The organism is Holophagaceae bacterium (assembly GCA_016720465.1).
Lineage (GTDB): Bacteria > Acidobacteriota > Holophagae > Holophagales > Holophagaceae > JANXPB01.
In genome coordinates this window covers 385,945-403,321 of the sequence record JADKKO010000002.1, presented here as the reverse complement: position 1 = coordinate 403,321, position 17,377 = coordinate 385,945, and the positions used below count along the sequence as shown (strand labels likewise).

14 protein-coding genes are annotated in these 17,377 nt (G+C 61.5%); 8 read left to right on the top strand and 6 right to left on the bottom strand.

The features are described from left to right. Window positions 1–54 precede the first annotated feature (54 nt). From IPQ13_06050 to IPQ13_06025, 6 genes are all read right to left on the bottom strand, one after another. Entirely contained in the window at window positions 55–720 is a 666-nt protein-coding gene (locus IPQ13_06050; GenBank protein MBL0210461.1) for a hypothetical protein, read from the bottom strand. A 123-nt stretch (window positions 721–843) separates the two neighbouring features. Continuing rightward, window positions 844–4,338, bottom strand: coding sequence for a PKD domain-containing protein (locus tag IPQ13_06045; protein MBL0210460.1), 3,495 nt, complete (start codon window positions 4,336–4,338; stop codon window positions 844–846). Between the two features lie 347 nt (window positions 4,339–4,685). Further along, window positions 4,686–5,483 carry an ABC transporter substrate-binding protein gene (locus IPQ13_06040; protein ID MBL0210459.1) on the bottom strand — a complete coding sequence of 266 codons (798 nt, stop codon included), beginning with the start codon at window positions 5,481–5,483 and terminating at the stop codon, window positions 4,686–4,688. After that, complete coding sequence (locus IPQ13_06035; protein MBL0210458.1) at window positions 5,483–5,974, bottom strand: flavin reductase family protein; 492 nt, start codon at window positions 5,972–5,974, stop codon at window positions 5,483–5,485. Before IPQ13_06035 ends, IPQ13_06040 begins: the two co-directional genes overlap by 1 nt. A gap of 8 nt (window positions 5,975–5,982) precedes the next feature. Continuing rightward, window positions 5,983–6,489: a tetratricopeptide repeat protein gene (locus IPQ13_06030; GenBank protein ID MBL0210457.1), complete on the bottom strand. Its 507-nt coding sequence runs from the start codon at window positions 6,487–6,489 to the stop codon at window positions 5,983–5,985. Then, complete coding sequence (locus tag IPQ13_06025; protein MBL0210456.1) at window positions 6,486–7,253, bottom strand: sulfite exporter TauE/SafE family protein; 768 nt, start codon at window positions 7,251–7,253, stop codon at window positions 6,486–6,488. The genes IPQ13_06030 and IPQ13_06025 overlap by 4 nt, the downstream gene beginning before the upstream one ends. Window positions 7,254–7,367: 114 nt before the next feature. On the opposite strand from IPQ13_06025, the gene IPQ13_06020 reads away from it, so the two are divergent. The 8 genes from IPQ13_06020 (at window position 7,368) to IPQ13_05985 (ending at window position 17,356) form a co-directional block, all read left to right on the top strand. Continuing rightward, window positions 7,368–9,230: a tetratricopeptide repeat protein gene (locus tag IPQ13_06020; protein MBL0210455.1), complete on the top strand. Its 1,863-nt coding sequence runs from the start codon at window positions 7,368–7,370 to the stop codon at window positions 9,228–9,230. 143 nt (window positions 9,231–9,373) lie between these two features. After that, entirely contained in the window at window positions 9,374–10,813 is a 1,440-nt protein-coding gene (gene sufB, locus IPQ13_06015) for a Fe-S cluster assembly protein SufB (protein MBL0210454.1), read from the top strand. A gap of 101 nt (window positions 10,814–10,914) precedes the next feature. Next, entirely contained in the window at window positions 10,915–11,679 is a 765-nt protein-coding gene (gene sufC, locus IPQ13_06010; protein ID MBL0210453.1) for a Fe-S cluster assembly ATPase SufC, read from the top strand. Continuing rightward, window positions 11,676–12,983 carry a Fe-S cluster assembly protein SufD gene (sufD, locus tag IPQ13_06005; GenBank protein MBL0210452.1) on the top strand — a complete coding sequence of 436 codons (1,308 nt, stop codon included), beginning with the start codon at window positions 11,676–11,678 and terminating at the stop codon, window positions 12,981–12,983. The genes sufC and sufD overlap by 4 nt, the downstream gene beginning before the upstream one ends. Next, window positions 12,980–14,251, top strand: a complete 1,272-nt coding sequence (locus IPQ13_06000) for a cysteine desulfurase (protein ID MBL0210451.1) — start codon at window positions 12,980–12,982, stop codon at window positions 14,249–14,251. The genes sufD and IPQ13_06000 overlap by 4 nt, the downstream gene beginning before the upstream one ends. Next, a complete protein-coding gene (locus IPQ13_05995; GenBank protein MBL0210450.1) occupies window positions 14,251–14,703 on the top strand; it encodes an SUF system NifU family Fe-S cluster assembly protein in 453 nt (150 codons plus the stop codon). The genes IPQ13_06000 and IPQ13_05995 overlap by 1 nt, the downstream gene beginning before the upstream one ends. A 92-nt stretch (window positions 14,704–14,795) precedes the next feature. Continuing rightward, on the top strand, window positions 14,796–15,362 hold the full coding sequence (locus IPQ13_05990; GenBank protein ID MBL0210449.1) for a NifU family protein: 567 nt from the start codon (window positions 14,796–14,798) through the stop codon (window positions 15,360–15,362). 233 nt (window positions 15,363–15,595) lie between these two features. Then, on the top strand, window positions 15,596–17,356 hold the full coding sequence (locus IPQ13_05985; GenBank protein MBL0210448.1) for a 30S ribosomal protein S1: 1,761 nt from the start codon (window positions 15,596–15,598) through the stop codon (window positions 17,354–17,356). The last annotated feature ends 21 nt before the right edge of the window (window positions 17,357–17,377 follow it).

Sequence of the window (17,377 nt, the reverse complement as noted above, 5' to 3'; positions counted from 1 at the left end):
TCAAGAAGGGCTCCCGACCTGGGGAGCCCTTCTTTTCAGTTGCTGAAACGGTGTCTAGAATTTCAGGCCGAGGTAAACCGAGAAAGAAACCATCGGCGCCATGGATTTGACGGTGTTGTCATCCCACGCGGTTGGTGCCAAACCCTTGTCCTGGCTCGACTTGAGAATAGCAACGGAGGCGTCGAGCCCGATGAAGGGCGAGGTTCCGGCCGCCTTGAAGGCATAGTCGAGGCTGAGGCGGGCCCAGGGCCTGACGTAGGTCGCGCTGATGTCGACAGGCTGGGGTGCCCCTGGAGTGGCCGAACCCGTGTACAGGTCGCCGCCCGCATTCATGGATTCTCCACGCACTTCCAAGTGGGTGCCCAGATTCACGCCCGGCGCGAGATCCCACATGTAGCCTGCTCCCACGGTCCAGTAGGAATACCTGTACTTGATCGAGGTGGTGTCCGTGTAACTATTGGCTAAAACTGGCTTGGTAGCAAATTTCGAAGAGGATTCGAGTTTCCCGCCGACGCTGTAATACCAGTTGTTGGTGCCAGGAATTTCCCCGAGCAGACGGAATCCAAACCCGATCTGGTTATCAGCCTGGTCGGTAAGCTCGGTGGTTGGCGTCGGATTGCCGATGATGACTTGGCGGGGGCGCACGAATTCGCCGTGGAGCTGGATTCGGGATTCGCCACCGTGGTCGGGCACCTGTGCCGCGAGGGGCGTCACCAGCATGGCTGCGGTCAAGAGAGTTATGGTCTTCACGGGACCTCCGGGTGGGGATGTTTGACGGTCAGGGGAGCATTGAGCAGGAAATGGACCAAACAGTTCACGGGAGCCTTGCAGCGCGGCTGGGCATCAGGGGGCGACGACGACGCGGGCGCTGTTGGTGACAACGATGTCCCAGTAGTAGTTGAGCGGAATGCGGTAGGGAGCGAGTTCCCCTCCATTCAAGGGTTTGACGGAAATGGTGGCCGTCACGGTCTTCAACCCATCCAGCCAGTCAGGACGGTTGAGCGGCCTTGCGCCCGCCACCGGGTTGTTCCGGAGGATGGACTTGAGCGCGTATACGGTCAGGGTGGCCTGGCCAGCGGTGGGCCTGAGCTCGACGGGGATGTCGAACCAGCAATACCCGGGTCCGACCTTGTCCGAGCCGTCAGCCGCCGGACCCTGGCTTGCACTCCGTCCAGACGGCAGGAAGGTTCTGGCATCCGTCAGGATGGAATCCGCGACCGACTGCGCATCCGCCGGGAAACCGGCCGGAAGGAGGAAATGCTGCGGGGTGGCGCCTGTATTCAATTCCACCACCCAGAAATCAGGAGGCACGGGGTTGCTATCGGAATCGGTCGTGGCATTGAACCAGGTGACGCGATAGCCGCCTGACGGGTTTCCATTCAGCTCGCCGTTCGCATTGCGGCCCCGCTTGTCCACCACGACATCCTGGGGGGGCACAAATCCGAGAGCGGCGGTCGCGTCGGTGGAAATGCCATCGAAGGTCGTCGGGGGTTGCCCATCCGGATCTGCCTGCCAGGTCCGGGCGATGACGCCGTCCTGGGCGCCGTTGTAGAACGGTGTGTAGGCTGTCCAGTAGAAACGGCCCACGCCTGTGGTCCCGGGCGTCCCGCCGATGGACACGGGCGACGAGGCGTCAAAGATTCCACCGGGAGAGACGGTCAAGTCGAATTGGCTATTGTCTGGAGAAATTCCGATCGTGGTCACCGGCCAGGCGGCTGGGTTGCTCCTGCGGAAGTAGGGATAGAGCCAGATCGGTTCGGAATATTTCGGAGCGGCGTGATTGAGGACCAATGGACGCGCCCAGACCGAAGACCATAGGTATTCGGAATACGAGAAGACGGATCGGGTCTGGCTGAAAGAGTAGCTCAGGGTCTTATTGGGAAGGCGGTCAGGATCATTGGCATCGTAAGGGATGGCCAAATCCTGGAGGCCGCCGGCCAGAGGCGTGATCCCCGGCCCCGCGTACAGCATGGTGGCGAAGAAGGGGGCCACATTGGCGGCCACCATTTCAGGGTCGAGGTCCACGGTCAGGGAGGGCGAGCCGGAACCCGCCAGGGTGATGTCGTAGGGATCCGTCACTCCACCCGGAACCCGGAACGCCTGCATGCGCGTAGCCGCGAAGGATTCGGAATTCTGGGTGTCGCCGGAGTACTTGGCGTAATCCAGATTGAATCCGAGATCGTTCAAGGTGCCTGGCGTGCTTGTGGTATCGGGGACCGGCAATTCGGCAAGCTGGTCGGTTCCAAGCGTTTTCAAGAAAATCATCCACTCCGCGAAGGATTGGTTGCCGCGGATGTAGTTGAATCCGTAAACAAAATTGCTGCCTTGCACCCATTGATTGAGGGCGCCAAGGGTGTCTCCATTGTCCAGGGGCACCGAGAGGCGGTCCAGCCAGCGGTTGTTCGCGGGCGTCTGACCGCCAAAGACCTGGGTCGTCCCGGCGATCCTTCTCTCCTGGGGATTCTGGCCCTCGGGAGCGAATCCCTGGGCGGTCACGACTTTAAGCGTCGGATTGAAGGGAGGGGCCGCATTCTCGAACCCGAAGGTGGAGGTATTAGTGAGCAGCGTCGTGCCGAGGGAGGGATCCCTGAACGGACCCGTCGGTGAATTGGGAATTCTCAATAAATAACTGATGCTCTCAGGCGCGAAAGCCGGGATCTGGATGTAGAAAGGCAGGTTCGACCTGACGGGAACGCTCACGATGGCCTGGTTAGACTGGTCCTGGACCGCGTAGGTGTTGGTCAGGCCATCCTGGAAGATGCTCACGACCTGGCCCAATCCGTTGGCATTGGTCACCACCGGCGCGACGGAACTCGTTCCGTTGTTGTCCGCCTTCAATCGGTAGAGGAAGGAGAGTTTGAAGGCCTGGGTGTTTTGCCCATCGACGATGATCCACTTCTGGTAGGTCTTCCGATTCACGCCTGGTCCCCCGGAGGAGACGCGGCCATAGGCATCCTCCACGGTCAACTGGGCCAGCAGCGGAGTGATGGTGCCGGGATTCGCCGTGAAGATCACTTCGCCGGGATCCGACTGTGCGGAGGACGCAGGTACGCCGCCCTGGAAAGTCCATGAATACGATACCGATTCCCCGCTTCCCGGAGGTGTGCCCAGCCCAGAGAAGGAGACTTTCCCGCCCGAAGGAATCACCACGAGATCCGGGTCATTGGGTCCCGGAGGATTCATCAGGCCGATGGAGGGATTGCTGGGAAGCACGGCTGGGGAAGGTAGCGTGGCGCTGGCCTGGGGAGACGTGATCGCCGCGGCGGGGTAGCTGTTGTAGGTGATGGTGAAGGTGCGGGACTGCTGCGTGGCCGTCCCATTGTTCGTCCTGCCGTCGGTGGCGTTGATCAGGATCGTGGCGTCGCGCGAACTGGCCGTGAACGAATCCGGGAAGACATGCGTCAAGTCCACGTTCGCGCCGACGGAGCTGTCCCCGGTGGTGGTCGCCGAGGTGAGCGGGGTTCCGTCGCCCCAATTCACCGTATAGTTCACCACATCCGCATCGATGTCCGTGATGGTGAAGGCGAGGTCCACAGGTTTGGTGGTGAGGCCAGATGACGTGGGGGTGGCCGGATTGGTCACCACGATCACCGGCTGGTGGTTGGTCGTCGAGAGCGTCGTGATCGTCACCGCAGGCCCTGTCACCACGGCGCTGCTGATGCCTGTCGAGTCGCTCACCTGGACGGTCGCATACGAGGTCCGTGGGCCGGAGGCACTCGCCCCCCTGTAATTCACGCCAAAACTGAAGAGCCCGCCGCCGAGCGATTGGGAACTGACCACCGTCGCCAGCGAGTCACCAGGATTGAAATTCACATTGGAAAGCCCGATGGATCCGCCGGAGGTGCTGCTGACACTGATCGTGTAGGTGAGCAGCACACCGCCCGAGGCATCCGCCTGGAGGGCCACGGCGCCTGAAGGTGACTGGAAAGTCGGCGTGATGGGCGAATCCGCCGAATTCACCGTGACGCTCAATGACGCCCACGATCCGGCCAGATGGGAGGCGTCGTAGGCCCGCACCTGCACGATGACTGCACCTGATTCAGATGTGCCGGCAGTGTTGAAGACATGGGTCGCGGCACCGGTCGAAGTCGTCACCCTGGACGTTCCATCCCCGAAATCCCACTCATACTGGGTGATGGAATCGCCAATGTCGGGGTCCGCGGCCGTAGCGGTGAAGGTATAGGGTTTATATCGCACCAAGGGCGAGTCGGCCGGAGTGAACCCGACGAGGGTCGCGGTCGGGGCCACATTCCCCTTGCGGAGACTGACCCCATCGTTCAACCCCGCCCCGCCGTTATTGCAGCCGAGGAACAGGACCAGCCCCGCCACAGGAACCAAGGGGAGAAGACTTCGATACCTAGGCTGCATATATGCCTCTGAACTTGGGTGTATTCCTGAAGGAAAATTCTTGCGCTAACAACCAATAGATAGACTTGGGGTATCCTTCCGTCAAGCCTAGCACAATCTTCATATGCCAATGGTTAATTCCGGCTTGTTGGGTGCCGCGGGCGCTGCCCGAAAAGAACGCTGACACGCTAGGAACCCCCTCAAGATAGGTACACGGGTCAGGAATTTGACCCAGGGATGGATAATCCGTAACGTTGGCAAAGTTCAAGCCAGAGAAAGTTAAGTCAAAAAACCTTCCAATGCCCAACTTCCCGGAGAAACCACTGGGCATTAATCGCTTAACCCTGTATCCAGACGGGTTCGATTCCCAATAATTCAGCCACAGCCCTTCGCCCACGGGGTCCAGGATCCACCGTGAATTCGTTGACCCAGGCAGTCACATAGCGGCCGACCATTTCACGATCCATGCCCCGGCCGAAGCTTTGCGCATAATCGACGCTCTCCCAATGGCGGGCCTGGGCCATCTCGACGCTCTTCCGCATGAGCATCGCAAAGTGCTGTTTTGTGTCGGTGGGCAGGTTCGAACGGATCGCATTTCCGCCCATGGGCAGGGGCAGATCATGGACCATTTTCCACCAGGCCCCGAGGTCCACCACCAAGTGGAGGCCTGCCTCCTGATAAAGCAGCTGGCTCTCATGGATGAGCAGGCCCGCCTCGAACCGCCCTTCGGCCACGGCCGGCAGAATTTGGTCGAAAGGCAGCAATTCCACCTTCAGGCCCTCCATCCATTTCCTCATGGCGAGGTAGGCCGAGGTACGCAGTCCGGGAATGGCGATGGTCGAATTGGCCAGTTGCCCGCGGTTCATGGGTTTCCGGGATACCACAAGCGGGCCCGTGCCTTCCTGGATGCTGGAGCCCGCCGTCAGCAGGTCATATTTCCCCTGCAATTCCGGGTAGGCGCCAAAGCTGATGGCCGTCACTTCGTACCGGCATTCCAGAGCTTCCCGGTTCAGCTGCTCGATGTCCTTGCGGACGAATTCGATGTCGAAACCCTCGGGATCCATCCAGCCCAGGGCCAGGGGAGCCATCATGTACGCGTCGTCGCTGTCGGGGCTGTGGGCGATGGTGAAGCGCATCAGTATCCGAACCCATCCTTCCGGATATGGATGTAGGGCTTGGCTTCAGGGTTTTGAAGCCCGCCGCCAACCACCTCGCCGAAATGCAGCAGGTGGTCGCCGCCCGCATCGAGCGTGCGGGTGTGTTTCAGCAGCAGATGGGCGAAGCCCTTGGCGAAGACCGGCGCGACCTGCCCTTCCACCAGATCCTCCGGGCTGTCCGCCCAAGGATCCTGGCCCGGCTCGAATCCTTTCCCGTACCGTTTGAGGCTGGCGAAATCGCCTTCCGCCAACAGGTTGAGGGCAAAATGGCCGCTGCCCTTGAGGAGTGCTTCGATGGGCCGGCCGGCCTTCACGCAGACCACGACGAGGGGGGGATCGAAACTCACCTGCTGGAACCAAGAGGCCAGAAAGCCTGTGCGCTCGGTTCCCTGCTGGGCCGTGACAATGGCCAGGCCGGAAGGAATCTTTCCCAGGGCGGGGCCCACCGTGGATTCGGGATCGGTCATCATGGGCTCCTTCACGCCATCGGCGCCGGGTTGGCGGCTTCGATCTTCTGGTTCACCCGCTCCAGGGCCTTGGCGGCCTGCAGGTAGCGCGGATTTTCAAGGAGAGCTGCTTTGTAGCGCTCCTGGGCCTTGTCCAACTGTCCAAGGCCTTCATAGGCGCGCCCCAGGTTGAATTGCGGAAAACAGTAGCTTTCATAGCGTTTGGCTTTCAACGCCATCTTCAGCCAAGGGATGGCGTCATCGGGCTGGCCCATCTCCATGTAGTAGGCGCCGATGTCGTTGTAGGGGTTGCCGAATTCCGGGTCGATGTCGATGGCGCGGTGGCAGTCGGCGATGGCCTCGTCGAAATCGTGGTTGCAGCTCTGGGCCCAGCCGCGGAAGGTGTAGGCCTCCGCCGTGGGCTCGATTTCCAGGCTCTCGGTGTAGAGCTCGATGGCCTGGTCCACTTCGCCTCGCATGTGGAGCTGGTAGGCCTTGCCCACCACCTCCATCGCCTCGTGCCGCTTCTCTTCGTTCATGGCGTCCCGACCTGGAATTGCAGCCGCAACAACATCACGGCCTGATAGAGGATATATCCACCCATCCCCGCCACAAGGGCCCCGCCCATTCTTAGCAGCCGATTTTTCCATGATTGGCCCAGCCGGGTGCTCGCCAGGCCCAGGCCCATGAGGAGCGGCAGGTTACCAAAGCCGAAGGCCGCCATGCCCGCGGCGCCCATGCGCCAGGAGCCGCCGTCCAGGCTTTTCAGCAGCATCATGTAGACAAGGCCGCATGGAATGAAGCCCCACATCAGACCCAGCAGGTACGGTGTGCCGCCGAATTTCAAGCCCTGGCCCAGCAGCTTTGAAAGGAAATGCGGCAGCGGGAATTCCATCAAGGCATCCGCCCTGCGTCCGAACAGCATGAAAAGCCCCAGAAGCAGCATCAGGAACCCGATTCCCAGCTTCATGTAGATCTGCCAGGGCCAAGCCTGGGCCGCCACCAGGGCCTGGCCCTCCGGACGGCAGCAGGCGTGCATGTCCTGGACGGTCTGCAGCCGGGCGAACCCGCCCACGAATCCGATCCCAGCGCCGAGCATCGCGTAGGTGCTGATCCGTCCAGCCTGGAACAGCAAATGCCTCGGCCAGGCGCGGCCGCCGTGTTTCGCCTGGGCCACCCCGAAACTGGCGACGATGGGGCCGCACATGCCCGCGCAATGACCGATGGACCCCAATACCCCCGCCACCCACATGATGAGAAGCCAGGGCGCGGCATGGGGTTGGTTGAGCCAGTTTTCAAGCATCGGTTCCATCATCCCGGATGAATCCGGTTTTGGCCAGCAACAGGATAGGAAGCCTCCCGGGCATTGGGCCCCGCTTCGCCCACCGCTTTCCGGATCCCCAGCTATCCTGGTTCCATGACCCCAGACGTGCCCGGCTCCTATTGCCAGAACTGCCTGACCTGGAATCCCGGCGACCGGGAGACCTGCCTTAAATGCGGGACCCGCCTGCTCATCGTCTCCGGGGACCAGAGCTGGGAAGAGGCCGCTTCCGCCGTGGAAGGCGAGGAAGAAGATCTCGACGAGCACCTGCTGGAGCGCATCACCGGCCTGGAGGAAACCCTTCGCCGCGTGGAGACCTACCTGGAAACCGTCTCCGACCAGATGGGCAAGCTGGAGCGCGCGGAGGTCATGCTGCGCAACGGCCTGATGGCGCTGGTCCAGGAGATGGACCAGCGGGGCCAGCTCAACGCGGAAACCTTCTCCCAGCGCTGGGAGCACCTGGTCGAGGACAACCTCCACCTGATCGAAGCCCGGGAGCTGTTCACCCGCTACCGGGCCCGCATCCTGCCCATCGCCAAGTCCCGCTCCCTTTCCCAATTGCGGCGGGCCCTGCTCGAGACCTCCGCCCTGCTGGACAGCTCGCAACTGCCCCTGGCCGCGCAACGGCTGCAGCAGGCGCTGCAACTGGACCCGAAAAATTACGAACTGATCTTCACCGTGGCTTCCCTCATGGAAATGGCGAACGACCCGGACGAAGCCGAGGCCCTGGCCAGGAAGGTGGTGGCCCTCAGCCCCCGCCACTTCGAAGGCTGGATGCTGCTGGCGAAACTGCTGGGGGAGATTCCCGAACGCGCTGATGAGGCGATCGAGGCCCTGCGGAAGGCGGCGGATCTCCACCCGGAGGAAGTCGAACCCCGAGAGCGCCTGGCGGGCCTGCTGCTGGACGAGGAGGATCTGCAGGGCGCGCTGGAGTGCGCCCAGGAGGCCGTGAATCTGCAGAAAGACGGCCACACCCTGGCCCTGCTGGGCGAGGTGCACCTGGCCCGCGGCGAATCCGCCATCGCCATCCCGATCTTCAAAGAGGCCTCGGGTTTTCTTCCCGGCGAACTGCCCATCCGCCGGATGCTGGCGGAAGCGTACATCCAGGGCGAGGAACGCTCCAAGGCCTTCACCATCCTCCAGGAGCTGCTGACCCAGCACCCCGGGGATCCGGAGCTGCTCCTGCTGCTCGATGCGGAATCCCCCGCCCAGTTGCGCACGGCTCGGGGCGGCCGGGCCAAGGCCGTGGCCCTGCTGGACGAGGCCCAATCCTGGATGGATGAAGGGAATTTTGGCGAGGCGGCCATCTGGCTCCGCAAAGCCCGGCGCAAGGACAAGAGCGAGCGCCTGGAACTGATGGAGCTGGAATGCGCTTTCCAGGAAGACCCGAAAAAAAACCTTCCCAAAGCCATCGCCTTCTCCCGTTCAAACCGCCACCCCAGGCTTTGCTTCATGGCCCTGCGGCTGGCTTTGGACCACCTGATGAAGACCGATTCCCACCGGGAATTGCTGGAGGCGATCCAGGTCTTCCTGGAGGCCCATCCCAAAAGCAGCGGAGCCTGGGAAGCGGCGCTCATGAGCCAGGCCCACCGCCTCCTGCGCATGGAGGTCACCGAGGCGGACCTGGCGGAAGTGCGCCGCCTCCAGGCCCACCCCCTGCCGGGGATGGAGACCCGCGCCCGCACGCTCCTGGGGCAATACCTGCTCGCCATGCGCAAGCACGAGGAGGTGATCGAACTGTTGGATCCATTGCTGGAGAAAGATCCCACCCTGATCAACCACTTCCAGTTGGGCGCAGCCCTCGCGGCCATGGGGGAGACCAGCGAGGCGCTGTTCCTTCTGAAGGAAGGCCAGCAGGCGGATCCCGGCGACCTGAGCGATGAACAGGCCCATGGCGTGAAGTTGCAGATGCAGGAGCTCATCAAGGATCTAGCGGGATCTCCCTCGGCCAAGGCCTAAAAGGAATCGCTCCAAGGCCCCTTGATCCAGGTCACAAGTCCAGGCCCCTTCACGGTTTTTATTGTTGACAATTCCAGTCAGGATTTCACACTAGGAAGGTTCGGGAGGCCCTCCTCCGCGATCGGAAAGGTCGGACTTGAGCCATGAACACGGCCCTGACAGCGGTCACCAGCCAGGAATACAAATACGGATTCGTGACGGATATCGAGTCCGACAGCGTGGCCGCGGGGCTGAACGAGGACGTGATCCGCTTCATCTCGGCCAAGAAAGGCGAGCCGGATTGGCTGCTTGAATTCCGCCTGAAGGCCTACCGCCATTGGCTCACGATGACTGAACCGGAATGGGCGAACGTGCATTACGCGAAGCCGGATTTCCAAAGCATCGTCTACTACAGCGCACCCAAGAAGAAGGTTGCCAAGTACGCCTCCATGGACGAAGTGGACCCCGAATTGCTGCGCACTTTCGAAAAGCTCGGCGTGCCCATGAACGAGCAGGCCCAGCTGGCGGGCGTGGCCGTGGACGTGGTGTTTGATTCCGTATCCGTCACCACGACTTACAAAGAAAAACTCGCTACCGTCGGCATCATCTTCTGCTCCTTCAGCGAAGCGGTGCGCGAGCATCCAGAGCTGGTGAAGAAGTACCTCGGCAGCGTGGTGCCCACCGCCGACAACTTCTATGCGGCCCTGAACTCGGCGGTCTTCACGGACGGCAGCTTCGTCTTCATCCCGAAGGGCGTCGCCTGCCCCATGGATCTGAGCACCTACTTCCGCATCAACAACAAGGAAAGCGGCCAGTTCGAGCGGACCCTCATCGTGGCCGAGGAAGGCGCTTCCGTGAGCTATCTCGAAGGCTGCACCGCGCCCCAATTCGACACCAACCAGTTGCACGCGGCCGTGGTGGAACTGGTGGCCCTGGACGACGCCAGCATCAAGTACAGCACGGTCCAGAACTGGTATGCCGGCGACAAGAACGGCCTGGGCGGCATCTTCAATTTCGTCACCAAGCGCGGGCTCTGCAAGGGCCGCAACTCCAAGATCAGCTGGACTCAAGTCGAGACCGGCAGCGCCATCACCTGGAAGTATCCATCGTGTGTGCTGCTGGGCGAGAACAGCATCGGCGAGTTCTATTCCGTGGCCTTGACCAACCACAAGCAGCAGGCGGACACCGGCACCAAGATGATCCACATCGGGCGCAACACCAAGAGCACCATCATCAGCAAGGGCATCAGCGCCGGGGACAGCAGCAACTCCTACCGCGGCCTGGTGCGCGTGATGCCCAAAGCCATGGGCGCGCGCAACTTCAGCCAATGCGACTCCATGCTCATCGGGCAGAATTCTTCGGCAAATACCTATCCCTACATCGAAGTGCAGAACAAATCCGCCAAGGTGGAGCACGAGGCCACCACCAGCAAGATAGGTGAAGAACAGCTCTTCTATTTCCAGCAGCGCGGCATCCCCGTGGAAGACGCCATCAGCATGATCATCAACGGCTTCTGCAAGGATGTCTTCCGCGAATTGCCCATGGAATTCGCGGTGGAAGCCACCAAATTATTGAGCCTGAAACTCGAAGGTTCGGTCGGGTGAAAAATAATCGAACCGCGAAAGGCGCGAATGGACGCTCAAATAACAAATTTCTTTTTCGCGGAATTTCGCGCTTTTCGCGGTTGGTTGTTTGGGAGTTGTGAATGCTGAGCATCAAGAATCTGAGCGCTTCCATCGGCGATACCGAGGTCCTCAAAGGGATCAACCTTGAAATCAAGGCTGGCGAAGTGCATGCCATCATGGGCCCCAATGGTTCCGGCAAGAGCACGCTGGGCAAGGTGCTCGCAGGCCATCCAAGCTATCTGGTGACTTCGGGCGAAGTGCTGTTCGAAGGCCGGAACCTCTTCGAGATGGAAGCCGACGAGCGCGCCCGGGCCGGCGTATTCATGGGCTTCCAGCACCCCATCGAAGTGCCCGGCGTGAGCAACGCGCAATTCCTGCGGCTGGCCTACAACAAGCAGGCCGAAGCCAACGGCCGCGAGGAAATGGACCCTCTTGAATTCGATGATTTCATCCGCGAAAAGATCCAGTTGGTGGGGATGCGCGATGAATTCCTGGACCGCAGCCTGAACGTGGGTTTCAGCGGCGGCGAAAAAAAGCGCAACGAGATCCTGCAGATGGCCGTGCTGGAACCCAAGCTCGCCATCCTCGATGAGCTCGATTCAGGGTTGGATGTGGACGCGCTGCGCATCGTAGGCGAGGCCGTGACCGCCCTGAAAGCCCCCGACAAAGCCATTTTGCTTATCACGCACTACCAGCGCCTACTGGACCATATCCCCGCCAGCCACATCCACATTCTCCAGGACGGCCGGATCGTGAAATCCGGTGGGCCGGAATTGGCCCTGGAAGTGGAAAGCCGCGGTTACGACTGGGTCAAGGAAGCCACCGCCGCAGGGGCGGACCGATGACCGCGCCAGTCCCCAGCGTCAGCGACTGTACGCTGATCCCCGACCTCCTGGGCGCGAGCCGGCCAGCGGGCTGGGCCGAATTGCGCAAGGCCGCGGAGTCGGCGCTTCAACATCAGGATCTGCCGACGGCCAAAGATGAAGATTGGAAGTATTCCGACCTCCGGAATCTCAAGGCGCTCGCTTTCGCACCAGGCCGGCCCGAAACAGTGGATATCAAAGGCAGCATCCTGCCGGAAGCCCGAGGCACGCGCCTGGTCTTCGTCAACGGCCACTTCGACCCGCACCACAGCTGCACCTCCGCCCTGCCCCAGGGCGTGCGGTTGCTGCACCTTTCCTCGGCCTCCGAAGCCGCGCCCCAATTGGGCAGCCTATCGCAGACGGGCGATTCGGACATCTTCGCCAATCTCAATTCCGCACGGTTCCTGGATGGTGCCTATGTCTTCGTGCCGAAGCACGTGAAGGTTGAATCGCCCCTCCACTTGCTGTTCATGAGCCATGCGAGTGGCGCCGCTACGGTTTCGCAACCCAGGATCATCGTGGTGGTGGAGCCAGGGGCCGAAGTGGAACTCATCGAGGAATACACTGGGAACGGAACCTACTTCACAAATTCCTGTGTGGAAATCTTTGTGGGCGAAAACGCCGAATTGCGCCATGAGCGCATCCAGCGTGAGTCCACAGGCGCATTCCATATCTCCAATTTGCGGGCGAAGATTTCCCGGGATGGCCGCTACCACAGCCGCACCATCAGCTTCGGCGCGAGCTTCAGCCGCCAGGCGCCCCAGATTTCCATCCAGGGGACCGGCGCCGACGTGGTCCTTGACGGACTCGCGCTCCTGAACGGAAACCAGTTCGCGGACACGCATTCGATCCTCGATCACACTCAGCCGGACTGCACCAGCCATCAGCTCCACAAGGCCATCGTGGACGACGAAGCCCGCGCGGTGTTCAATGGCCGCATTTTCGTGCGCAAGGGCGCCCAAGGCACCGACGCCCGCCAGCAGAGCCGCAACCTGCTGCTCAGCGAGAAGGCCCGCGTGGACACCAAGCCCCAGCTCGAAATCGACACGGACGATGTCAAGTGCGCCCATGGCGCCGCCATCGGCCAGTTGGATCCGGAGGAACTCTTCTACCTCCAAAGCCGCGGACTCAACGATCAAGCGGCGCGGAACCTCCTCACCTACGGCTTCGCCGCGGACCTGCTGGCCCACATTCCGGTCACAAGCCTCCGCCGCCAGTTGCGCCAGGCCGTCATGGCGCGCACGAACGCCACGGATCTGGCCTCGGACCTGGGAGAAATGGCATGAGCGGACCTGTGCTGACTCCCCTCGATGTCGAAAAGATCCGCACGGACTTCCCGTTGCTCAGCGTGCCATTCCACGGGAAACCCATGCATTACCTGGACAGCGCGGTCAGTGGACAGATGCCCAACTCCGTCATCGAACGCATGGCCCACTATCAGCGCTTCGAGCACACCAATGTCCATCGCGGGGTAAGCACCCTTTCCCAGGAGGCCACGGACCGCTTCGAGGAAGCCCGCGAGAAAGTGCGCGCCTTCCTCCACGCGCCCAGCGCCAAGCAGATCATCTGGACCCGGGGCGCCACCGAGGCCTTGAACCTCGTGGCCCAAAGCTGGGGCCGCGCCAATGTCCAGGAAGGCGATGAGATCCTGCTCAGCGCCATGGAACACCATTCCAACATCGTGCCTTGGCAGATGCTGGCGGCCGAAAAGGGCGCTTCGATCAAAGTCATCCCCATGGACGACCGGGGCGTGCTGGATCTGGATGCCCTGGAGGCCTTGCTGACCCCGCGTGTGAAGGTGGTCGGCATCACGCACGTCTCCAACGTGCTGGGCACCGTGAACCCCCTCAAGAAGATCATCGCCGCCGCCCACGCCAAGAGCATCGTGGTGGTCGTGGATGGCGCCCAGGCGGTGCCGCACATCCCGGTGGACGTGGTGGATCTGGACGCGGATTTCTATGCCTTCAGCGGCCACAAACTGAGCGGACCCACGGGCATCGGCGTCCTCTACGGCAAAAAGGAACTGCTCGAGGCCATGCCCCCGTGGCAGGGCGGCGGCAGCATGATCCTCTCGGTGTCGTGGGAGAAGACCACCTACATGGGCATTCCAGGCAAGTTCGAGGCCGGCACGCCGCCCATCGCCGAAGCCATCGGACTGGGGGCGGCCATTGATTACCTGAACGCCATCGGCCTGGACCGCATCGCAGCGCACGAGCACGCCCTCCTGGAGTACGCCACGAAGGAACTGGGCAAGATCGAGGGCCTGCGCGTCATCGGCACGGCCCCCGGCAAGGCCTCGGTGCTCAGCTTTGTGCTGGACGGCATCCATCCCCACGACGTGGGCAGCATCCTCGACCATGAGGGCGTGGTGGTGCGGGCTGGCCACCACTGCGCCCAGCCGGTGATGAAGCGTTTCGACATTCCCGCCACCACCCGCGCCAGCTTCGCCTACTTCAACGACCGGGAGGATGTGGACGCCCTGGTGGCGGCTATCCGGCAAGTGAAAGAGATCTTCGGCGCTGATTCCTTCAACTCCGCAGAGGAGCAAGGCTGATGGCCAGCGATCCCCGCGAGCTCTATCAACAGGTCATCATCGAGCACAACAAGAAGCCGCGGAATTTCGGCAAGCTGGATCCTTGCACCCACCACGCCGACGGCCAGAATCCGCTCTGCGGCGACGAGCTGCAGCTCACCCTCAATATCCGGGACGGACTGATCGAAGATATCAAGTTCGAAGGCCATGGCTGCGCCATCGACGTGGCTTCGGCATCCCTCATGACCGGCGCCGTCAAAGGGAAGAACATCGTGGAAGCCGAGGCCATGGCCGAGCAATTCCGCTCCATGGTGCGGGGCGAGCTGGACCCCTCGACCGAGGCGAACCTCCTGGGAAAACTCGCGCTGTTCCAGGGCGTGAAGGACCTCCCGAGCCGGGTCAAGTGCGCCGTGCTCCCCTGGGCCACGCTGCACTCCGCACTCAAGGGCGAAGCGACTGTGAGCACGGAGTAAAAATGAAACCGCGAAAGGCGCGAATGTGCGCGAAAAAAACAACATGGTTTATTTTCGCGATTGTTCGCGTATTTCGCGGTTAGAGGAATCTCATGCCTAAGATCGCCGAGATCGAATACACGCCCAACCCCAACGCGGTGAAATTCCTATTGAAGGAACCCGTGGCCCTGGGATTTCCGAAGAGCTTTCCCAGCGCTGAGATCGCTGCGAACGATGACCTGGCCAAGGCCCTGTTCGACATGGGCAGCGTGGTGTCGGTCTTCATGCAGGACAAATGGCTCACGGTGACCAAGACCGAGGACGTGAAGTGGTCGGACCTGCTGCCCAAGCTCGCCACTCCCATCCGCGCCGCCGCGAGCATCAATGGATTGAATGGGCAAGCCAATGAAGCCGCCGCCAAACGCGAGTTCAACAAGATCAACGACCAGAACGACGAGATCCTGAAAAAGGTCCAGGCCATTCTGGAAGAAAGCATCCTCCCCGCCCTGGCGGCCGATGGAGGCGGCCTGGAGATCGTGGGCCGGGTAGAGAAGCAGGTGATGATCCGCTACCAGGGCGCCTGCAATTCCTGCCCCAGCTCCCTGACCGGCACCCTGGCCGCCATCGAGGGGATGCTGCAGAAGGAGATCGATCCTGAACTGGTGGTGATATCGGTTTAGGCAGTGGGTGACCGCAAAAAGGCCATCAGCTATCAGCCATCAGCTTATTGGATGCGCCTCTGGCGCGTCCTTTTTTAAGCTCATAGCTCACGGCTGTTGGCTCGTACCCCCATCAACACTTTCCCTCGCCTTCCAGGCCATCTCCCGATATCCTTGTCGTTCTGCCGGACGCATGTGCCGGGATTCCAGCCGCCCCATCGGAAATGGGGGGCAACTCAAAAGAGGTGGACTAGATGTCCAAGTTAGAAGAAATCATCAGGGGCAATGCGTCTAAACGCATGGGCAGCATCAACGTGCTGGACGCGACTCAGCTGGACGACAGCTCTCCGGAGGCCACCGAATTCCTGGCGGCCCTGCAGGGCGAAACCCGCGGCCTCAAAGAAGACGCGGTGGTGCGCGGCCATGTCGTGGAGATCCGCGGCAAGGACGTCATCATCGACATCGGCTACAAGGGGTCGGGCACCGTCAACATCGACGAGTTCAACAACCCTGACGGCACCGTGGGTGTCGCTGTGGGCGATGTGGTCGAAGTGCTGCTCGAGTACCTGGAGGACGCCAACGGCAACGTGCGCCTTTCCCGCGAGCGCGCCGAGAAGATGAAGATCTGGGACGAGGTCGAAAAGGCCTTCCGTTCCAACATGACCGTGCACGGCGTCGTGCTGGAGAAGGTCAAGGGCGGCCTGGCCGTGGACATCGGCATCCGCGCCTTCCTGCCCGGTTCGCAGGTGGACACCAAGCCCGCCCGCAACCTGGATCCGTTCATCGGCAAGTCCTTCGACATGAAGGTCATCAAGGTCAACCGCCGCCGCGGCAACATCGTCCTTTCCCGCAAGCTGTTCCTGGAGACCATCAGCGCCTCCATGAAGGAAGAGACCCTTTCGGGCCTCGAAGAAGGCAAGCTCGTGGAAGGCACCGTCAAGAACATCACCGAATACGGCGCCTTCGTGGACCTGGGCGGCGTGGACGGCCTGCTGCACATCACGGACATGTCCTGGGGCCGGCTCAACCACCCCAGCGAAATGTTCCAGGTGGGCGACAAGGTCGAGGTCGCCATCCTCAAGTACGACAAGGACACCGAGCGCGTGTCCCTGGGCTACAAGCAGAAGTTCCCGGATCCCTGGCTCACGGTCGAGGAGCGCTTCCCCGTCCAGGCCAACGTCAAGGGCAAGGTGGTCTCCATCACGGACTACGGCGCGTTCGTCGAGCTGGAGCCCGGTGTTGAAGGCCTGGTGCATGTCTCCGAGATGAGCTGGACCAAGAAGGTCAAGTCCGCCAAGGGCATGGTCAACCTGGGCGACCAGGTGGAAGCCATCATCCTGCAGGTGGATCCCGAGAACCGCCGCATCTCCTTGGGCATGAAGCAGATCACGCCGAATCCCTGGATGGCCATCGCCGAGAAATACCAGCCCGGCATGATCGTCACGGGCGTCGTGCGCAACATCACCGAGTTCGGCGCCTTTGTGGAACTGGAAGACGGCATCGACGGCCTGATCCATGTGTCCGACTTCAGCTGGACCAAGAAGATCAAGCATCCCAATGAGCTGGTGAAGAAGGGCGACGAAGTCACCGCCAAGGTCCTGAACCTGGATCCCCTGGCCCAGCGCATGAGCCTGAGCGTCAAGCACATGGAACCCAATGTCTGGGAGATTTTCTTCGAAAGCCACAATGTCGGCGATACCCTCGAAGGCAAGATCGCCCGCCTCACGGACTTCGGCGCTTTCGTGGACCTGGGCGATGGGATCGAAGGCCTGGTGCACGTCTCCGAGCTTTCCCGCAAGCGCGTGGAGGACATCCAGAAGGAATACCACGCGGGCCAGGACCTCACCATGAAGATCGTGAAGCTCGATCCCACCGAGCGGCGCATCGGCCTCTCCGTCAAACAACTGGAGATGGACGCCGAGCGCGGCGACATGGATGCCGCCAAAGCCAACGCCCCTGCCTTCAAAAAGGCCACCCTGGCCGACGCCTTCAACAAGGCGGAACGCGAAGACTAAGCCAAACCGGTTTCAAGACGA